This window comes from Ruegeria sp. HKCCA0370 (genome assembly GCF_013033705.1).
Classification (GTDB): Bacteria; Pseudomonadota; Alphaproteobacteria; order Rhodobacterales; family Rhodobacteraceae; genus Ruegeria.
Map to the genome: position 1 here is coordinate 37,166 of NZ_WQEP01000005.1, position 16,551 is coordinate 53,716.

At 59.6% G+C, this 16,551-nt stretch carries 14 protein-coding genes; 2 read left to right on the top strand and 12 right to left on the bottom strand.

Annotated elements, in window-relative coordinates:
• Position 1: 1 nt before the first annotated feature.
• The 5 genes from GOW31_RS12060 to GOW31_RS12080 are packed head-to-tail and all read right to left on the bottom strand — an operon-like array spanning position 2 to position 5,535.
• Positions 2-271 (bottom strand): K+/H+ antiporter subunit F, encoded by a 270-nt coding sequence (locus tag GOW31_RS12060; protein WP_152457439.1) that lies wholly within the window; start codon positions 269-271, stop codon positions 2-4.
• Positions 268-765 carry a Na+/H+ antiporter subunit E gene (locus GOW31_RS12065; protein ID WP_171119435.1) on the bottom strand — a complete coding sequence of 166 codons (498 nt, stop codon included), beginning with the start codon at positions 763-765 and terminating at the stop codon, positions 268-270. Before GOW31_RS12065 ends, GOW31_RS12060 begins: the two co-directional genes overlap by 4 nt.
• Positions 765-2,309 (bottom strand): monovalent cation/H+ antiporter subunit D, encoded by a 1,545-nt coding sequence (locus GOW31_RS12070; protein WP_171170363.1) that lies wholly within the window; start codon positions 2,307-2,309, stop codon positions 765-767. Before GOW31_RS12070 ends, GOW31_RS12065 begins: the two co-directional genes overlap by 1 nt.
• The gene (locus tag GOW31_RS12075) at positions 2,306-2,665 is read right to left on the bottom strand and encodes a Na+/H+ antiporter subunit C (RefSeq protein ID WP_152457442.1); all 360 of its coding nucleotides are present in this window, start codon (positions 2,663-2,665) and stop codon (positions 2,306-2,308) included. Before GOW31_RS12075 ends, GOW31_RS12070 begins: the two co-directional genes overlap by 4 nt.
• Positions 2,665-5,535, bottom strand: coding sequence for a monovalent cation/H+ antiporter subunit A (locus tag GOW31_RS12080; protein ID WP_171170364.1), 2,871 nt, complete (start codon positions 5,533-5,535; stop codon positions 2,665-2,667). The genes GOW31_RS12075 and GOW31_RS12080 overlap by 1 nt, the downstream gene beginning before the upstream one ends.
• Positions 5,536-5,791: 256 nt before the next feature.
• Between GOW31_RS12080 and GOW31_RS12085 the strand changes: the two genes are divergently transcribed.
• Both GOW31_RS12085 and GOW31_RS12090 read left to right on the top strand, forming a co-directional pair.
• Complete coding sequence (locus GOW31_RS12085; RefSeq protein ID WP_171119614.1) at positions 5,792-6,232, top strand: rhodanese-like domain-containing protein; 441 nt, start codon at positions 5,792-5,794, stop codon at positions 6,230-6,232.
• On the top strand, positions 6,229-7,053 hold the full coding sequence (locus GOW31_RS12090) for a PHB depolymerase family esterase (protein ID WP_171170366.1): 825 nt from the start codon (positions 6,229-6,231) through the stop codon (positions 7,051-7,053). Before GOW31_RS12085 ends, GOW31_RS12090 begins: the two co-directional genes overlap by 4 nt.
• On the opposite strand, the gene mdoH is transcribed toward GOW31_RS12090, so the two are convergent.
• From mdoH to GOW31_RS12125, 7 genes are all read right to left on the bottom strand, one after another.
• A complete protein-coding gene (gene mdoH, locus GOW31_RS12095; RefSeq protein WP_171170368.1) occupies positions 7,054-8,925 on the bottom strand; it encodes a glucans biosynthesis glucosyltransferase MdoH in 1,872 nt (623 codons plus the stop codon).
• Entirely contained in the window at positions 8,922-10,421 is a 1,500-nt protein-coding gene (locus GOW31_RS12100) for a glucan biosynthesis protein (protein ID WP_171170371.1), read from the bottom strand. Before GOW31_RS12100 ends, mdoH begins: the two co-directional genes overlap by 4 nt.
• Entirely contained in the window at positions 10,418-11,635 is a 1,218-nt protein-coding gene (locus GOW31_RS12105) for an OpgC family protein (protein ID WP_152457447.1), read from the bottom strand. Before GOW31_RS12105 ends, GOW31_RS12100 begins: the two co-directional genes overlap by 4 nt.
• Positions 11,636-11,663: 28 nt before the next feature.
• The gene (locus GOW31_RS12110) at positions 11,664-13,034 is read right to left on the bottom strand and encodes a tetratricopeptide repeat protein (protein ID WP_171170373.1); all 1,371 of its coding nucleotides are present in this window, start codon (positions 13,032-13,034) and stop codon (positions 11,664-11,666) included.
• A gap of 179 nt (positions 13,035-13,213) precedes the next feature.
• The gene (locus tag GOW31_RS12115; RefSeq protein ID WP_171170375.1) at positions 13,214-14,398 is read right to left on the bottom strand and encodes a CaiB/BaiF CoA-transferase family protein; all 1,185 of its coding nucleotides are present in this window, start codon (positions 14,396-14,398) and stop codon (positions 13,214-13,216) included.
• A complete protein-coding gene (locus GOW31_RS12120) occupies positions 14,385-16,004 on the bottom strand; it encodes a thiamine pyrophosphate-binding protein (RefSeq protein ID WP_171170377.1) in 1,620 nt (539 codons plus the stop codon). The genes GOW31_RS12115 and GOW31_RS12120 overlap by 14 nt, the downstream gene beginning before the upstream one ends.
• 78 nt (positions 16,005-16,082) lie before the next feature.
• Positions 16,083-16,541 carry a DUF302 domain-containing protein gene (locus GOW31_RS12125; protein ID WP_171170379.1) on the bottom strand — a complete coding sequence of 153 codons (459 nt, stop codon included), beginning with the start codon at positions 16,539-16,541 and terminating at the stop codon, positions 16,083-16,085.
• Between the last annotated feature and the right edge of the window lie 10 nt (positions 16,542-16,551).

Below are 16,551 nucleotides of genomic sequence, written 5' to 3' on the forward strand. Positions count from 1 at the left end.
CTCATTCGATAATGTTGCCGCGCAACATGAAGCGCGCATAGGCCACTGTGGAAACAAAACCGAGCATGGCAATGATCATGGCGGCCTCGAAAAAAATCTCGGTCCCCTGATCCAACCCATATAGGATCATCAGGGCGATGGTGTTGATTACCATAGTGTCCAAGGCCAGAACCCGGGTGCCGACCCCGTCAGCGGTTATGATACGCCACAGACACATCATGATCGCCGCACCGAAACAGGCAAATGCAAAATAAATCGCGTAGTCGATCATTCGAAAATCTCCTTCAGGCGACGTTCATAGCGCTGTTTGATCTGGTCCCGCACGGCCTCGGGGTCGGGGGCATCAAGACAGTGCACCAGCAGATTATGCCCCTGAGCTGACAAATCACAACTGACGGTGCCCGGAGTCATCGTGATGGTGCCCGCAAGAACCGTGATCGCTTCGGGTGTGCGCAGCTCAAGCGGGACGCAGATCCAGTTGGGCTGGCGGTTATCATTGCGTTTGAACAGGATGATCCGAGCCACTGTCACGTTCGCAACCACGATATCCCAAAGCACCACCAGCATGTATTCCACAACCATTGGCCAGTTGCGAAGCTTGGGACGATCCGGCCAGTAGGGTTGCGTAACGAACGGAATGATGATCCCGAGGATCAGACCAAAGATCAAAGAGTTCAGCGAAGGCTTGTTCGCCAGCAGAATCCAGACAAGCGTCAGCAAAATCGTCAGGTGGGGGTGCGGGAAAATTCGGCGCAGCAGTTTCATCACTCTTCCCTTCCCAAGACGGCAGAGATGTAGTTTTCAGGCGTAAACAACTGCTCTGCGGTTTTGCTCGTGTACTCCAGGGCCGGACCCGCGAACAGGGTCAGCAGGACCAGACCTGCCACGGCCCCGAACACAGCCGTAAAAGCAAGGCCGGGTTGCGGTTCGGGGGCGGCGGGTGCAGACGCGTTTTCGCCTTCGGCGGTTTCATCGGTTGTGACAACCTCAGCGTCGTAGCTTTTCCAGAAAATCAGCGTCCCGGCACGGGCCAGCCCGACGATGGTGACGAATGATCCAATCAGGATAACGGCCCAGACCGAGGTGGCATCGGATGCATCACGCGAAGCGTCCAGAACCAAAAGCTTGCCAACAAAGCCGGACAACGGCGGCATTCCAGCCATCGCGATGGCGCCGACAAAGAACAGGGCAGCAATCAACCCGCTTTGCGGCATCGGCGGCTTGGGGGCTATGGCCCCTCCCTGCCGTTCCATGATCAGGTCAGCAATGAGAAACAGCAACGCGGTCGCAAGTGTCGAATGGAACACGTAATAAAGGGCGGCTGCCGTCGCGCCGGGCGTGAACTGCGAAATCGCGATCAGCAAAGTCCCCATGGACGCAATGGCGCAAAAGGCAACCATGCGGGCAATATGCTGCGATCCCAGAATGCCGACGGCACCGACGGCAAGCGTCAGCAGCGCCGCAGGTTGCAACCAATCGCCAACCAGACCCTGCGTGACTTCGACGTCGGGGCCGAAGGCCAGAGTGTACATTCGCAGGATCGAATAGGCCCCTACCTTGGTCATGATTGCAAACAGGGCCGCAACAGGCAGCGGGGCGTTGGCATAGCTGGCGGGCAGCCAGAAGTGCAGGGGCAGAACGGCAGCCTTGATGCAGAAGACCAGCAGCAGCAGCACCGCACCAACCCGCAGCAATGCGGTATCTTCAGCCGGAATCTCCGCAACGCGCAGGGCGATGTCCGCCATGTTCAGCGTACCGGTCACGCCATAGATCGTGCCAAGGGCAAACAGAAACAGGGTCGACCCCAACAGGTTATACGCCACATACTGCACACCCGCTTTCAACCGTACCGCGCCACCGCCATGTGTCATAAGGCCGTAAGACGCGATCAGCAGCACCTCGAAAAACACGAAAAGGTTGAAGGCGTCGCCGGTCAGGAAGGCGCCACAGACGCCCATGAGCTGGAAATGAAACAGCGCGTGGAAATGCTTGCCCCGGTCATCCCAGCCCGAGGCGATGGCATAAAGCACGATCGGCAGGGCCAGCAGGGCGGTCAGCAGAACCATCATTGCGGACATGCGATCCAGCACCATGACGATGCCAAAGGGGGCGGGCCAGTCGCCAAGCTCGTACACCTGAATGACCCCGCCCGAGGCCTGAGCCGTGATTGTCAGCGCAATCCCAAGCAAAGCCACGACGCCCGCGACCGAGAAGATGCGTTGCAGGTCCAGATGGTATCGCAGGACCATGATGATGAATGGGGCCAGAATCGCGGGCAGGACGATCGGCGCAACGATCCAGTGGTTCATGCGTCATCTCCCGGCGCGTCAACACTGTCCTGGGCGGTCATGTCGATATGGTCATTCTTGGCGGACAGGTATGCGCTGAGCGAGATCATCACGATCACGGCTGTCATCCCGAACGAGATCACGATGGCCGTCAGGACCAGCGCCTGTGGCAGTGGGTCGGTATAGGGGACGTCCTCGTACTTGTTCAGAACCGCTGGTGCGTTCAGCGCTAGTCGTCCGGTCGCGAACAGGAAGACGTTCACCGCGTATGTGATCAGAGACAGGCCCAGAATGACCGGAAACGTCCGGCGGCGCAGGATCAGGAAGATCCCGGCAGCGGTCATGATACCGACGGCAGAGGCTACGAGCGCTTCCATCAGGCCTGCTCCTTCTCTTGTTGTTCTTCCGGAGGGTTGTCTCGCAGGGGGTTGATATCCATCGGGAATTCCTGTGCCATCCCCGGTTGCCACGCAAAGCGGGACAGGCTGTCCAATGCCAGCATGACCGCACCCAGAACCGCCAGGAATACGCCTGTATCAAACAGCATGGCGGTGGCCCATTCGAATTCCTCCAGCGGAGGCCAGTTGATGTAGCCGAAATCGCTGGTGAGGAAGGGACGTTCGTTGAACCACGCGCCCAACCCGGTTGCCGCGGCGATCAGAACGCCCCAGCCGATGGTGCCGTGGTAATAGAACCTCTGCCGCTCGATGGCCCAGGTATAGCCGCTGGCCATGTATTGCATCAGATAGGCGATGGCGACGATCAGGCCGGCGATAAAGCCGCCACCGGGCTGGTTGTGCCCGCGAAAGAAGATGTACGCCCCGACCATCAGTGCGATCGGCATCATGACGCGGGTGACCACAACCATCATCAGCGGATGCGAATCCCCGGATTGCGGCCAATGCGGTTTGCGGTTCAGCAGATAGCTGCGGACATTTGTACCGAGAACGGATTCCGTCAGCGCAAAGATGATCAGCGCGGCGATGCCCAGAACGATGATCTCGCCAAAGGTATCAAAACCCCGGAAGTCGACAAGGATCACATTGACCACATTGGTGCCGCCGCCGCCTTTGTAGGAATTGGCCAGATGGAACTCTGAAATCGTCGGGAACGCGAAATCGCGCATCATCATCGCGTAGATCAGCGCACCAGTACCAAGGCCCGCGACCACGGAAATCGCCGCGTCCCGCCAGCGCCGCGCAGCCGAACTGTCCCAGGGCGTTTCGGTCGGCAGGAAGTTCAGCGACAGCAACAAAAGGATCATTGTCACCACTTCGACCGAGATCTGCGTCAAGGCAAGATCGGGGGCCGAGAGATAGTTGAAGGCAACCGAAACGATCAGGCCGACGACGCCGATCAATACCAGTGACAAAAGACGATTCCGATGGAACCACATAATGCCCAGCGTCGCACCCACAAGACAGATCCAGCCAAGGATAGGAATGATCTGAGCCGGCAGCGGAACGCGGGTTTCAATGCCGATGGTTCCGGTCGAATACGCGTAATAACCCAGGCCAACGGTAAAGGCGACGAAGATGATCGCATAGCGGCTAAGGACCCCGTTGTGCATCTCATCCGTGATCCATCGGCTCAACCTGGTCAGCGCTTCTATGATTGCTTCAAAGATCTGCTTGGCTTCGGGGCGGGGCAGAGCGTTCCAGATCTGCTCACCTCGTCTGTGCAACGCCAGCAGGAATAGACCACCCAGCGTGGCCACGACCGACATGTAAAGGGCCGGTGTGAAGCCATGCCAGAGTTTCAGCGAGTAATACGGAAGCTTCTCGCCGCCAATCACCGCGCTGGACACCACTGCGACCAATGGGCCGACAATGGCCGCGGAATAGAGGCCGATCAGGATGACAAGTACGACCAGGAACGCGGGCGCAATCCACAACCCAACGGGCGGATCATGCGGATGTGCCGGATAATCTTCCCGCTGAGGTCCAAGAAAGACGTGGCTGACGAAGCGGAAGGAATAAGCGGCCGAGAACAACGCAGCCAAAAGCGCCAGCCCCGGCACCAGGTAATGAGAGTTCAGCCATGTGGTGTGCACGGTTTCTTCAAGCATCATCTCTTTGGACAGGAAACCGTTCAGAGGCGGCAGCCCGGCCATCGAGAGGGCGGCAATCGTGCCGATTGTGAAGGTGATCGGCATCAGGTGGCGCAAGCCACCCAGTCTTTTGATATCGCGCGTGCCTGTTTCGTGATCCACGATCCCGGCGGTCATGAACAAGGCGGCTTTGAACGTTGCGTGGTTGATGATGTGGAACACGGCAGCGACGGCGGCAATTTTTGTGCCAAAGCCCAGCAGCATGGTGATGAGGCCAAGATGCGAAACGGTCGAAAACGCCAGCAGCGCCTTAAGGTCGTCCTTGAACAACGCGATAGACGCGCCAATCAGCATGGTGATCAGCCCCGTCGTGGCGACGATGTAGAACCACGCATCCGTGCCGGCCAGAACCGGCCACATCCGTGCCATCAGAAACAGGCCCGCTTTCACCATTGTGGCAGAGTGCAGATAGGCCGAAACCGGTGTTGGCGCGGCCATGGCGTGCGGTAGCCAGAAATGAAACGGGAACTGCGCCGACTTGGTGAAACAGCCCAGCAGGATCAGGATCAGCGCCGGCATGTAGTAGGGTGAGGCCTGGATCAGTTCTTTGTTCTGCAAAATGACGCTGAGGTCGTAAGACCCCACGATATTGCCGAGGATCAGCATCCCGGCAATCATCGCCAAGCCGCCAGAGCCAGTGACAGCCAAAGCCATGCGCGCGCCCTGACGACCTTCGGGAAGGTGCTTCCAATAGCCGATCAGCAGGAATGAGCTGAGCGATGTAAGCTCCCAGAATATAAGCAGAAGCAGGATGTTGTCGGACAGGACGATCCCGACCATCGCGCCCTGAAACAGCAAAAGATAGGTAAAGAACTGCCCCATCGGATCTTCGCGCGACAGATAGAACCTTGCATAAAGGATGATCAGCAGCCCTATGCCCAGGATCAGCAACGCGAACAAAAATCCCAGGCCGTCCAGCATGAAATTCGCGTTCAGCCCCAGCCCCGGTATCCAGTCGAACCGGGCGGTCACGACGTCTCCGCGCATCACCGCAGGGATATGGATCAACAGGCCCATCAGGGCCAGGAATGTGGTCAACCCGGCGGCGGATGCGGCTGCGTTCCGGCCTGCCCGGATCAGCAGGGCAGGAAAAACAGCGCCGAGAAAGGGAAGGGCCGCGATGAGGAATAGGGACAAGTGCGATACTCCGGTCTGGGCGGTCAGTGTGAAGCCAATTTTGTAAGGATATTTTCCCGACTGTCCAGATATTGTAACTTTTTTACAGAGTCCTATAGGCCGCATCAAAAACTCTGCAAGGATTCGAAAAAATGACGTGATCTTGATGCGGGTCGGGTTTTTCGACGCCCCGGTTTCAGACCATCTGTGATAGAACACATGTCAGCGAACAGGAGGCTGAATCTTGGCCGAGAAAGTGAACCGAGCCCGAAGATGGATGTTGATCGGCGCATGCGCGGCGATTGCAGGCGGGTTTGCGATCAGGGAATACCGTTTGATCCCCGAAGACCACGGCGGCGGCCGGATAACGGTTGCCGAGGCCCATGAGCAGGCCTCGAAGGGAAACGTTCTGTTGATCGATATCCGCACGCCGCGTGAATGGCGCGCATCGGGCATTGGCGAAGGTGCCGTGCCGCTGGACATGCGGCGCGAGGATTTTGTCAAAGCACTGACGGAATTGGCTGGCGGCGATCCGGCGACCCCGGTGGCCTTGATTTGCGCGCGCGGCGTGCGCTCGGCGCGCCTGAGCAACCGCCTGATCGAAGCTGGATTCACCAATGTGATCGACGTGCCCGAGGGTATGTTGGGTTCGGCCGCAGGGCCGGGATGGGTTCGGGCCGGATTGCCGGTGCGCAAATATGATGAGGATGCAGGATGATCCGGGAATTCAGTCTGGCGTTGGCCTTGGCAGTGACCGGGCAAATCGCTTTCGCGGGGTGTGCCGGACAAGAGGATACCTGTGAGATTCCCATGGGCGCCTATCACATCGAACTGCCCGACGCGGACAATGCGCCCATGGTGGTGTTCCTGCATGGGTATGGCGGCAGCGGGTCGGGCACGATGCGCAATCGCGGGATGGTCGAGCCGCTGCTGGAGCGCGGCTATGCGGTGATGGCCCCTGAGGGGTTGGAAAGGCCCGACCGGGGCGGCACCAAAAGCTGGAATTTCTATCCCGGTTTTGGTGAGCGGGACGAAACCGCCTTTCTGACCGAAGCGGTGCAAGACGCGGCACGGCGGTTTGGCATCGACACTGACCGTGTCCTGCTGGGCGGGTTTTCCGCCGGAGCCTTCATGGTCAACTATCTGGCCTGCGAGAGCCCCGATACGTTTTCGGCCTATGTCCCGGTGTCCGGTGGTTTCTGGCGCCCGCACCCTGAAACCTGCAATGGTCCGATCCGTATGTTCCATACGCATGGCTGGACCGACAATGTGGTGCCGCTGGAAGGGCGTTTGCTGGGCGGAGGACGCTTTCAGCAGGGAGATATCCATGCGGGTCTCGAAATCTGGCGCGATGCGAACGGTTGTGTCGATCACAAACCGACCGGGTTCAGCACGACGGGTGATTTCATGCGCCGCCGCTGGACCACATGTGCCGAAGGCAGCGCGCTGGAATTTGCTCTGTTCCCCGGAGGGCACACCGTTCCCGCGGGCTGGGCCGATATGATAGTCGATTGGTACGAAGGGCTTCCCGGCAGTTGATCACTCGGCCGGGGTCATGTTGCCTTTGCCTTCGACCAGTCGCTTCAGTTCATCGCGATAGCGGCGTGCTGACCGGGTAATGGCGGGTTCGCTGAAGTCTTCCCGCATTCCGACCATCTTGCGCGCGGCACCTGCCGAGACACCGCTGAGCGCTGACAACGGGATAGCCAGCGCCAGACTGATTGCGATCGGGGCCAGCCAGATCGACACCAGACCGGACAGGATACCGACACTCAGCGCCACTCCAATGACGGTTTCAAGCGCATGGCACAGGATCAGCGTTCGCAGACCATAGGTGCCACCGTCGCGGGCCTGAGGCGACCAGCCGCGCTGAATGCCGAAAGCCGTACGGAATACAGCGATCATCTGTTGCACCATCAGGATCGGAGCGTAAAGGATCGACAACAGAACCTCGGCCAGGAAAGAGGCAAGGAATTTGCGCCCGCCACCGAAATCCGCGTAGCGTACACCGCTCAGCGGCAGGGCCAGAACGCCCAGAACCTTGGGGGCCAACAGCATCGCGTACATGACCAGAATGATCAGCACGTGGCGGGTTTCCGACATCTCGGGCCATTGCGGGAACAGAGGATTGTCGGGGCTGAAATAATGCAGGACAGAGGCATCCTGACCCTGACCGATCAGCGCCCACATCAACAATAGCGCAAACCACAACGGGGACATCAGATAGCCGACCGCGCCGTGGAACATGTGGAATCGCGATACGGCACGGAATCCGGAAGAACCCAGCAATTTCAGGTGTTGCAGGTTGCCCTGACACCAGCGGCGGTCCCGCATGGCGTGATCGATGAGGGTCGGCGGTGTTTCTTCATATGACCCGCGAATACGCGGCAGAAATCGCACGGCCCATCCGGCGCGGCGCAGCAGGCCGGCCTCGACGAAATCGTGGCTCATGATCAGCTTGTCCTGACCGCTGAACGAACGCAGCTTGGGCAGGCCGGCGCTGGTGGCAAAGGCCTTGGTGCGGATAATCGCGTTATGGCCCCAATAGTTGCCCTCTTGCCCGCACCAACGGGCCAGACCTTCGGCAAAGGCGATGCCATAGACACCATTTGCAAATTGCTGCATCCGGGCAAAGACCGACTGTGCGCCGATCAGCTGCGGATAGCTTTGAATCAAGCCCGCACCCGGATCGCATGCCAGTGCATCGGTCAGGCGATGGATCGCGCGCCCGGTCATCAGGCTGTCGGCATCCAGCACCAGCATGGCATCCCAATCCGCGCCCCAGCGGCTGACCCAGTCGGCGATGTTGCCGACTTTGCGGTCGGTATTCTGTTCGCGGCGGCGATAATACAGCTCGAGCCCGGGTGCCAGCGTGGTGCGCAGTGCTTCGACGCTGGCCTGTTCCTGCGCCGCAATCTCGGGATCGCGCGTGTCCGACAGAATGAACATGGCATAGTGGTGTTTGCCGCCGCGCGCCTGAAGATCCTCCAGCATGGTGCGGGCATTGCCCAACACGTTCCAGGGGACTTCATTGTACACCGGGGTCAGCAGGGCCACCCGCAGGGGTTGCGCCGCGGTCCGGCGCTCGGGCCGTTCCTGTTTCGCCAGCGACACCATGCCCAGCAAAACGGTGCAGACGGTGAAGGAAATCCAGAAGAAGTTGAACGAAATCAAAGCCAAAAGGATGGCTTCGACCACGTTTATGCCTTCCGCGCCGAACCAGTCGCACATGACCCACAGCAATGCCAGAGTGGCGGCCATAGCAGGCGAAAAAACCAGCGCGCGCCAGAATCCGGCAGAGGATTTGTGCTGACCGGAAGGCGCATCGGCATCCCGGAACCGTGCGCTGAAGTTCTGCGCCGGCATCGCCAGAGGCGCCTCGGGCGGCATGATATGCAGATCGCGGCTCATGCGGTCCATCGGTACAGCCAGACTTCCGAGGCAGGCTGTTTGTCTTTCAACAATTGCGCGCGCAACTCGACATGGTTGCGTTCGCCGGGCTGGAATGAAAACGCCAGGCGTGGACCACCGGTATCCGGGTTGCGCTGCAAGACGCCTTCCGAAGTTTCCGCATGTGGCGAACCCACAAAGACCGTGATTGCGCCCAGGTCCTCGAACAGTTCGCTGTCTTCAAAATCGACGACGGCCAGCCGGCCTTCGCCAAAGGTGTTCTCGCCCATCGCGGTGTTGATCACGCGCGGCATCGGTGTGCGCTGGGGTTCTTCCCCCCAGATCAGGCGATAGGACAGATCAACCTGACTGCCTGCCGCATAGGGCTCAGCGGGCCTCCAATAGGCGACGATGTTGTCATAGATTTCCTGATCTGCCGGGATCTCGACCAGCGTGACCGAGCCTTTGCCCCAGTCTTCCCGGGGCTCGACCCACAGGCCCGGGCGCTTGTGGTAATTGGCCTCGAGATCGGCATAGTCCGAAAACTGTCGTTTGCGCTGCATCAGACCAAACCCGCGCGGGTTTGTGTCGACGAAGGATGAGACCTGCAATCGGGTCGGATTGGCCAACGGACGCCACAGGACCTCGCCCGCGCCATTGCGGATCATCAACCCGTCGCTGTCGTGCACAGCAGGGCGGAAATCGTCGAACCGGCTGTGGTTGGTCTGGTCGAACAGGAACATCGAAGTTCCCGGAGCGATACCCACATGGGGCAGGTCTTCGCGCGGGAACAGCGTTGCCTCGATATCCATGATGCAATCCGCGCCCGCCGTGACGTTGAAACGATAGGCGCCGGTCACGCTGGGGCTGTCCAACAATGCGTGCACGACCATGTTGCGTTGGCCCGGTTCGGGACGTTCCAGCCAGAAACGGATGAATTCGGGAAATTCCTCGCCATCCGGGTCACCGGTTTTCAACGCCAGGCCCCGCGCGGACAGTCCGTAAACCTCGTGCAGGCCAATGGCGCGGAAATAGCTGGCCCCCTGCCAGACGCAGAATTCATCTGTCTTGCCGGGGCGGTGCATTTCAGTGCGCAGACGCAGGCCCGAGAAGCCCAGCGTGTCATCGATTGGCAGTTGCGGCACGTCTTCGGACTTGTCGAACATTTCCAGATCGAAGGCGACCGGCTTGGTCATGCCGTTCTCGACCGTTTCCACCTTGACGGTGCGCGGGAAGTACAGGCCGGGGGTGAAGAAATCCACGTTGAAGGGCGTCTCGGTTTCATACCACAGCGCCCGGTCAAGCCGGAACCGGATGGAACGGTATTGCTGATAGGTCAGGTCCTGCCATTCCTGCGGTACCATCTCGCGTTCCACATAGGGGCGGCTGGCCAGATCGCGGGCCATTTCGATCACATAGTCGCGGTCAAAAGGCGTCTCACCGCCCGTCGCATAGGCGGATGGGGCGAAGGCCAAAGCAGTCGTCGAGACGAGGAATGCGCGACGGGTAAATTTCATTTCTTTGACTTCCAGGGTTGTGACTTGAACCAAGCTGCCAGATAGGCAACGCCGATGATCATCGCAAACCCAATCATGTTGGCGATAAAGACAGTGGCGACATCCCGCCCAGCCTGATCCAGCGCGACGCCGATCAGCCGGGCCGCGGCCATCGAAAACACAAAAACGGCAAGGGATTGCTGGCCGACCTTGGTGATAACGGCCAGCAGGAATTGCCAGATACGTGCGCCCACACCATGACCCGTCGCGATCAGGCGGTGGCCGTGTTCGCCCGCTGCAACCCATCCCAGATAGGCCAGCGACAGAAAGTGGACATATCGAAGAAGGCCGAACTCGGTTTTGCCACGCAGCTCTTCGGTCAGGGGCCAGCCCTTGCGGATCACTGCGCCAAGCTCGGGTGCAGCCGTGTTGATCCAGGTGAAGACTTTCCATGACCCGAACGGGGCTGACAAAACGACAAAGGCAATCGCCACCCAGATCAAGGATTTCGACACGGGCGGGGCCGGAATCCAACCGCGCATGAAGGCGAAGCCGGTGAAAAACAGCAATTGCCATCCGAAGGGGTTGAAGAACCACTGGCGCTCGGACCAGGGTTCGGCGGGAAGGGCAAGCGCGCCGGTTTGGGCGATGAACCAGATGGCCACGCAAACTGCCGCCATCAGCCAGAAACTGACGCGGTAGAGCGCCATGTAAAGCGGCATCAGCGCCAGTACGACCAGATACATCGGCAGGATATCGAAGTAGTTCGGCACATAGGTCAGTGTGAAAATCCCGACCAATTGCGGGGCCGGGTCATTGAAGAAATGCTGAAGGTTCAACGACGAGACATAGGTTTTCTCGAACGCGCCGGTCTGATCCAACGCGGCCATTGTCATTGCAACAAAGAAGAACAGGGCAATATGCGCCCAATAGACCTGCCAGATGCGGTAGGCCACTCGGGCGGTGCCCATCCACCATCCCTTGCGCAGAAATGCCCCGCCAAAGGCGATGGCCGAGGCCATGCCCGAACAGAACACGAAAATCTCGGTCGCGTCGGAATAGCCGAAGCGCGCGGGGATCCACTTGGCCCAGGGATCGTTGGGGATATGGGCGATCAGGATGATGAACATCGCGATGCCGCGATAGAAATCCAGACGCGGATCACGCGCACTGGCAGGGGCTGCGGCCGGGGCCGCAGCGGGTACAAAATCAGAAGCGGGCGATATGGTCGCCATACGTTTTCTGTCCTTCTTGGTCTTCTTGTTATTCGGCGGGGACGCTTTGGACGTCACCGCTGTCGCGGGCCGCGTCGATCAGGGCGCGACGCGCGATGGCATAATTGTCTTCGCCCCCGGCGCGCTTGGCGCGACGGTCATCCAGAATGCGTTCCACCGCGTCCAAGCGACCAGCGCGCAGGCCGGAATCAATGGTAATGCGTTCAAATACATCACGTTGCGCGTGGCTGCCACCGGCCAGTTGCATGGAATCGCGCGCCGCCAGCAGATGATCAAACGCCGTTCCATAATGGCCGTCACCAAAGGCCTCCAGGCCCATGGCCGCAGCGATACCTGGGTCTGCCATGCGGCGGGTGGCGTCGTCGTCGGCGCGGGCCGCATCCTTGTTCATGCGGTTCAGCATCTTGGCCGTGGCATCGGCGCGATTGTCACCGGTAAGCGCCAGCAGATAATGCAGATCCGCAAAGATCAGACAGCCATCTTCCGTTCGTGCGGCACTCAGATCAGCCAGCTCTTCCCAGCGATTTCCGACATTCACGCCCTCAAGTTCAAGCCGCATCAGCAGCGAAGTACCGTTCGAGATGTCGCGATAATCGTCGGTTTTGTCCTTGCGGATGTGATTGTCATACAGCTCGATCACCTGATCGACCTGACCCAGATCCAGATGCATCAGCGCCTTGTGCCACCACACGTGGTACCGGAAGTTGTTGCAGTGGGCCCAGGCCGCCTCGCGCCCGGCCAGCCAGTCTAGGCCCAGCTGCGCATTGCCCGTCATCTCATGGACATGGGCCACCGCGTGCAGGCCCCAGGCATCATCGGACACCATCCACAGCGCCTGACGGCCCGCGATTTCGGCTTTTTCATAAGCGCCTGTTTCTTCCAGCGCGAAGGAATGACAGCCCAGCAGATAGCCGCGCCCGGGGTGGTCCGGCTCATAAACGGGCATCACCCGCTCGATCGAGCGGCGCATTCCGTTTGCATCACCCAGAACGAAGCGGGTCGCATGGCTTAGTTTCATCGCCAGAGTGTCCTGCGGATGGTCACGCAGAATCGCTTCGAATTTCTGAACCGCCTGTGCCTGTTGTCCGGCCAGATACAGGGCCAGCGCATCCACGTAGAGACGTTCGCGTTCAGTTGCAGGTTGACGTTCCATCGCCGCGTTGGCAGCAGCCAGCGCTTCGACAGCAACCGCCATCATCTCGCGCCGCCCAAGCAGCGCCATGAACAGACCTTTGACCGCTTGACCCAGCGCGAAGTCGGGCTCGAGTTCCAGCACTTTGCCCAAGTGCTGCGGCGTGACAGCGGCATGAGCCATGAACCCAAGCAGAACACCATTCCACGCTTCGACTGCCGCCGGCTGGGTCAGGGTGTTCATCTGTCCGAAAACGTCTTGTTTCATACTTGGGTCCAATCTGATTGCGATATTTGACACTGTTCGATGTACCAGAGTGTGCGAGAGGGACGTAACAGTATCGACGCTGCTCTCGAATTGGTGAAATGACGTGTGCGAAAAAGATGAAAAAAACCGCCGATTCAAGGGCATGTTTCAGCGACTTGCCGCCTAAATGTGCAAGTATTTCAATCCTCGAACGGGTTTTCGGCGCTCAGAACAGCCTCAGTATCGGCCCCACAGACCGGCGGGGCGTTACGATATGTTACAGGTGTCCGAGACAGGTTCAGAGGATTCCCGATCAGGTTGACCTGACCCGGCTGGGCCTGCATGGCAATCTGCATCTGTCTTGCGGCCACTTGTTCCGTGTTGAACACCTGATCCAGCGTCTGCACCGGGCCGACGGGCACTTTGACAGCCTCCAGACCGGAAATGACGGTCTGGGTGTCCAGCGCCTTCACAGCGGGGCGAAGAATCGAATTCAGCGCGTCACGATGCTCCAATCGGGCCGGGTTGGTCGCGAATCTCGGATCGTCTGCCAGTTCAGGAGCATTGATGAAGTTGCAGAGTTTTCTGAACTGGCCGTCATTTCCAACCGCGAGAATCACGTGCCCATCGGCGGTTTCGTAGACGTCATAAGGGACGATGTTGGGGTGCCCGTTTCCGCGTCGTTGCGGAACATTGCCTGACGTCAGATAGTTGACACCTTCATTGATCAGCCAGGCGATCTGAGAATCCACCAGCGCCAGATCGATCTGCTGGCCCTCGCCGGTCAAGTCGCGGTGGCGCAGCGCGGCCAGGATACCCACGGTTGCATACATCCCGCACATCACGTCGGCGATGCCAACACCCACCTTCATGGGCGCGCCCTCGGGGTCGCCGGTCAGCGACATGATCCCGCCATAGCCCTGCGCCATCAGGTCATAGCCAGGCTTGCTGGCATTCGGGCCGGTTTGGCCGTAGCCCGAGATTGAACAGTATACGAGGCTTGGAAACTCTTGCGACAGGGTGGCATAGTCCAGCCCGTATTTGGCCAGCCCGCCCGGTTTGAAGTTCTCGATCAGGATGTCCGCATGTGACGCCAAGCGTCTGATTTCCGCCTGACCCTCGGCCGAGGAGATATCCAGCGCGACGGATTTCTTGTTGCGGTTGGCAGACATGAAATAGGCGCTCAGATCCGAGCGGTTGCCCTCGGCATCGCTTACGTAGGGCGGGCCCCATTGCCGCGTGTCATCGCCCCCGGTTGCCGGGTTTTCGATCTTGATGACGCTTGCGCCCAGATCGCCCAGAAGCTGTGTGCATGTTGGGCCTGCCAGGATCCGGCTAAGGTCCAGAACCTTGACACCCTTCAACGGGCCTTCAGATGCGGCCATCATAGCCTCCACGCTCAACTTCAGCAGCGATCACCGTAAATGTCTCAGCCTTTACAGCAGCTTCCAGTGCGGCGCGCAACTCTGTCCTGTTACGAACCGTATGGCCATTGCCGCCAAAGGCCCGGCCCATTGCGGCGAAATCATGATGGCCGAAATCCACGCCCGTGTTGCGCATCTGTCGCTGGCGTTGTTTCAGCTCGATCAGGGCAAGGCTGGCATCCACGATGACCAGAAAAATCGGGTTGCCGCCCATTTCAGCCGCTGTCGACAACTCGCCCGCAACCATCAGGAACCCCGCATCCCCCGAGAAGCTGATCACCGGGCGGTCTGGTTCGGCCAGTTTCAGGCCAATGGCCATGGGTAGGGCACATCCCATCGTGCACAAAGCCGAGGACTGGATCAGCCCGCGTTCTTCGTTGCACGCCCACATCTGGCTCAGCAGAATGCGGTGTGCGCCGCTGTCGGCCGTGGCCAGTGTTTCAGGCGGCAGGACAGCACGGGTTTCGGCAATGACGGCAGCGGGCCCCCAGCTTTCATCGGTGGGGAAGTCCTTTGCCAGCGCGGCTTTGATCTGCTCGGGTTCGTTGCCCGGCCATGTTTCACGGGCCGCGTTGCCTTTGGCTATTGCCTCCAATGTCTCGCCTGTGTGGGCAACAAGGTTCAATCCAGCTTGATGCATGTAGTGGTCGTTGACCACGGCAGAGATATCGATGACGCGCTTTTCTTCCGGATTCCAGATCTCACGCCAGCCGGGGCGCATTTCGATCGGGTCATATCCCAGACACAATACCAGATCCGATTGTTCGATCAGAGGCAGAAGATGCTTGTCAGCCAGCGGCGACAGCCCCGCGCCGCCCAGACACAGCGCGTGATCCTCGGGCACGACGCCTTTGGCCTTGTAGGTCGTCACGAAAGGAATGCCAAAATGCTCCAGGAACGCCTGCACGACACTGCGCGAGTCGTCATAGAGGACATCCAGGCCGATGATGGCGATGGGGCGTTCGGCCTCGGCCACCCAGCGGCGGGCCTTCTCAAGGCATTCACCACCGGGGCTGACCGGCGCGACCTTGGCCAGCCGGCGGCGTTTCACGCCGTTAACAGGCGTGTCGGCAACCGAGATCGGGACGTCGATATGAACCGGGCCGGGTCGTGGCTGCATAGCCAGTGACACCGCCTTGTCGGCAATGATATCCGCGCCTTTGGCTGTCAGCGTATAAGTGCCTTTGGTGATCGAGCGATAAACCCGGCTGTGATCCATGACCTGATGGGTATAGGTCAACGCTTCGTCCGCATCGACGCATCCGGTCAGAACGACCATCGGCACACGATCCTGCAAAGCGTTCGCCACCACATTGATCCCGTTCATTGCGCCCGGACCCAGAGTGGCGACCAGAATCGCAGGTGCACCGTCGCGATGATGAACGGCCTCGGCCATGAACCCGGCAGAGTTTTCGTGCTTGGTCAGATGAAAGGTGATCCCAGCCTTTTCCAGCGCATCGACCAGCGTCAGGACCTCGCCCCCCGGCATCCCGAATGCGTTTCGGCACCCCGCTTCATAAAGGCGTTGGGCCAGAATATCCGCAGCGCGGGGCGAGGGGTCTTGCATCAGTCATGCTCCGATAAAACCGTTTCAAGCAGATTGCGGAGGACGTTCCCGGACGCAAGGCGGTTCACGCCAGTGTGACTATTTGACTGCGCGTTCAGCGATCGATTGAAACGTCGAGTCAAGTTCGGCCGCAATATCCATCAGGTTCTGCCCACCTTCCGAGACGTAGGGCGCAAAGACGAAATTGGGGGTTTTATACGACAGGTTCGCCGTCCCGTCTTTGTTCTCGGTAACGTAAAACCGGATCGGGGCCTCGATCATCGCGTGGACCGAGGTTTCCAGAACCCGCACGGCGTAGTCATTGTTGAAAGCGCCGATCACGCGATTTCCGGGAATCGATATCCCACGTGCTGCCGCCGCTTTGGTCGGGCCCGCCTGAGTCACGACGATCAGCCCGTTTTCCTTGATCGCGGCTTTGGTTGCGTCAACCAGTTCTGCATACGGTTTCTGGGTTGGGTATACGGCCCAGCCCTCGGGCGCATCCTGAGCCCACAGAGGCAACGCGATCAGGCAGAGCAGGGGAATGAAGGCTTTCATCAACGCGTCT

Bases quoted from the DNA above. Each gene is read 5' to 3' on its own strand.
- GOW31_RS12060 (WP_152457439.1), bottom strand. From the start codon at position 271: ATGATCGACTACGCGATTTATTTTGCATTTGCCTGTTTCGGTGCGGCG.
- GOW31_RS12100 (WP_171170371.1), bottom strand. From the start codon at position 10,421: ATGAAATTTACCCGTCGCGCATTCCTCGTCTCGACGACTGCTTTGGCC.
- GOW31_RS12075 (WP_152457442.1), bottom strand. From the start codon at position 2,665: ATGGAAGCGCTCGTAGCCTCTGCCGTCGGTATCATGACCGCTGCCGGG.
- GOW31_RS12120 (WP_171170377.1), bottom strand. From the start codon at position 16,004: ATGCAAGACCCCTCGCCCCGCGCTGCGGATATTCTGGCCCAACGCCTT.
- GOW31_RS12110 (WP_171170373.1), bottom strand. From the start codon at position 13,034: ATGAAACAAGACGTTTTCGGACAGATGAACACCCTGACCCAGCCGGCG.
- mdoH (WP_171170368.1), bottom strand. From the start codon at position 8,925: ATGAGCCGCGATCTGCATATCATGCCGCCCGAGGCGCCTCTGGCGATG.
- GOW31_RS12085 (WP_171119614.1), top strand. From the start codon at position 5,792: ATGTTGATCGGCGCATGCGCGGCGATTGCAGGCGGGTTTGCGATCAGG.
- GOW31_RS12105 (WP_152457447.1), bottom strand. From the start codon at position 11,635: ATGGCGACCATATCGCCCGCTTCTGATTTTGTACCCGCTGCGGCCCCG.
- GOW31_RS12070 (WP_171170363.1), bottom strand. From the start codon at position 2,309: ATGAACCACTGGATCGTTGCGCCGATCGTCCTGCCCGCGATTCTGGCC.
- GOW31_RS12090 (WP_171170366.1), top strand. From the start codon at position 6,229: ATGATCCGGGAATTCAGTCTGGCGTTGGCCTTGGCAGTGACCGGGCAA.
- GOW31_RS12125 (WP_171170379.1), bottom strand. From the start codon at position 16,541: ATGAAAGCCTTCATTCCCCTGCTCTGCCTGATCGCGTTGCCTCTGTGG.
- GOW31_RS12065 (WP_171119435.1), bottom strand. From the start codon at position 765: ATGAAACTGCTGCGCCGAATTTTCCCGCACCCCCACCTGACGATTTTG.
- GOW31_RS12115 (WP_171170375.1), bottom strand. From the start codon at position 14,398: ATGGCCGCATCTGAAGGCCCGTTGAAGGGTGTCAAGGTTCTGGACCTT.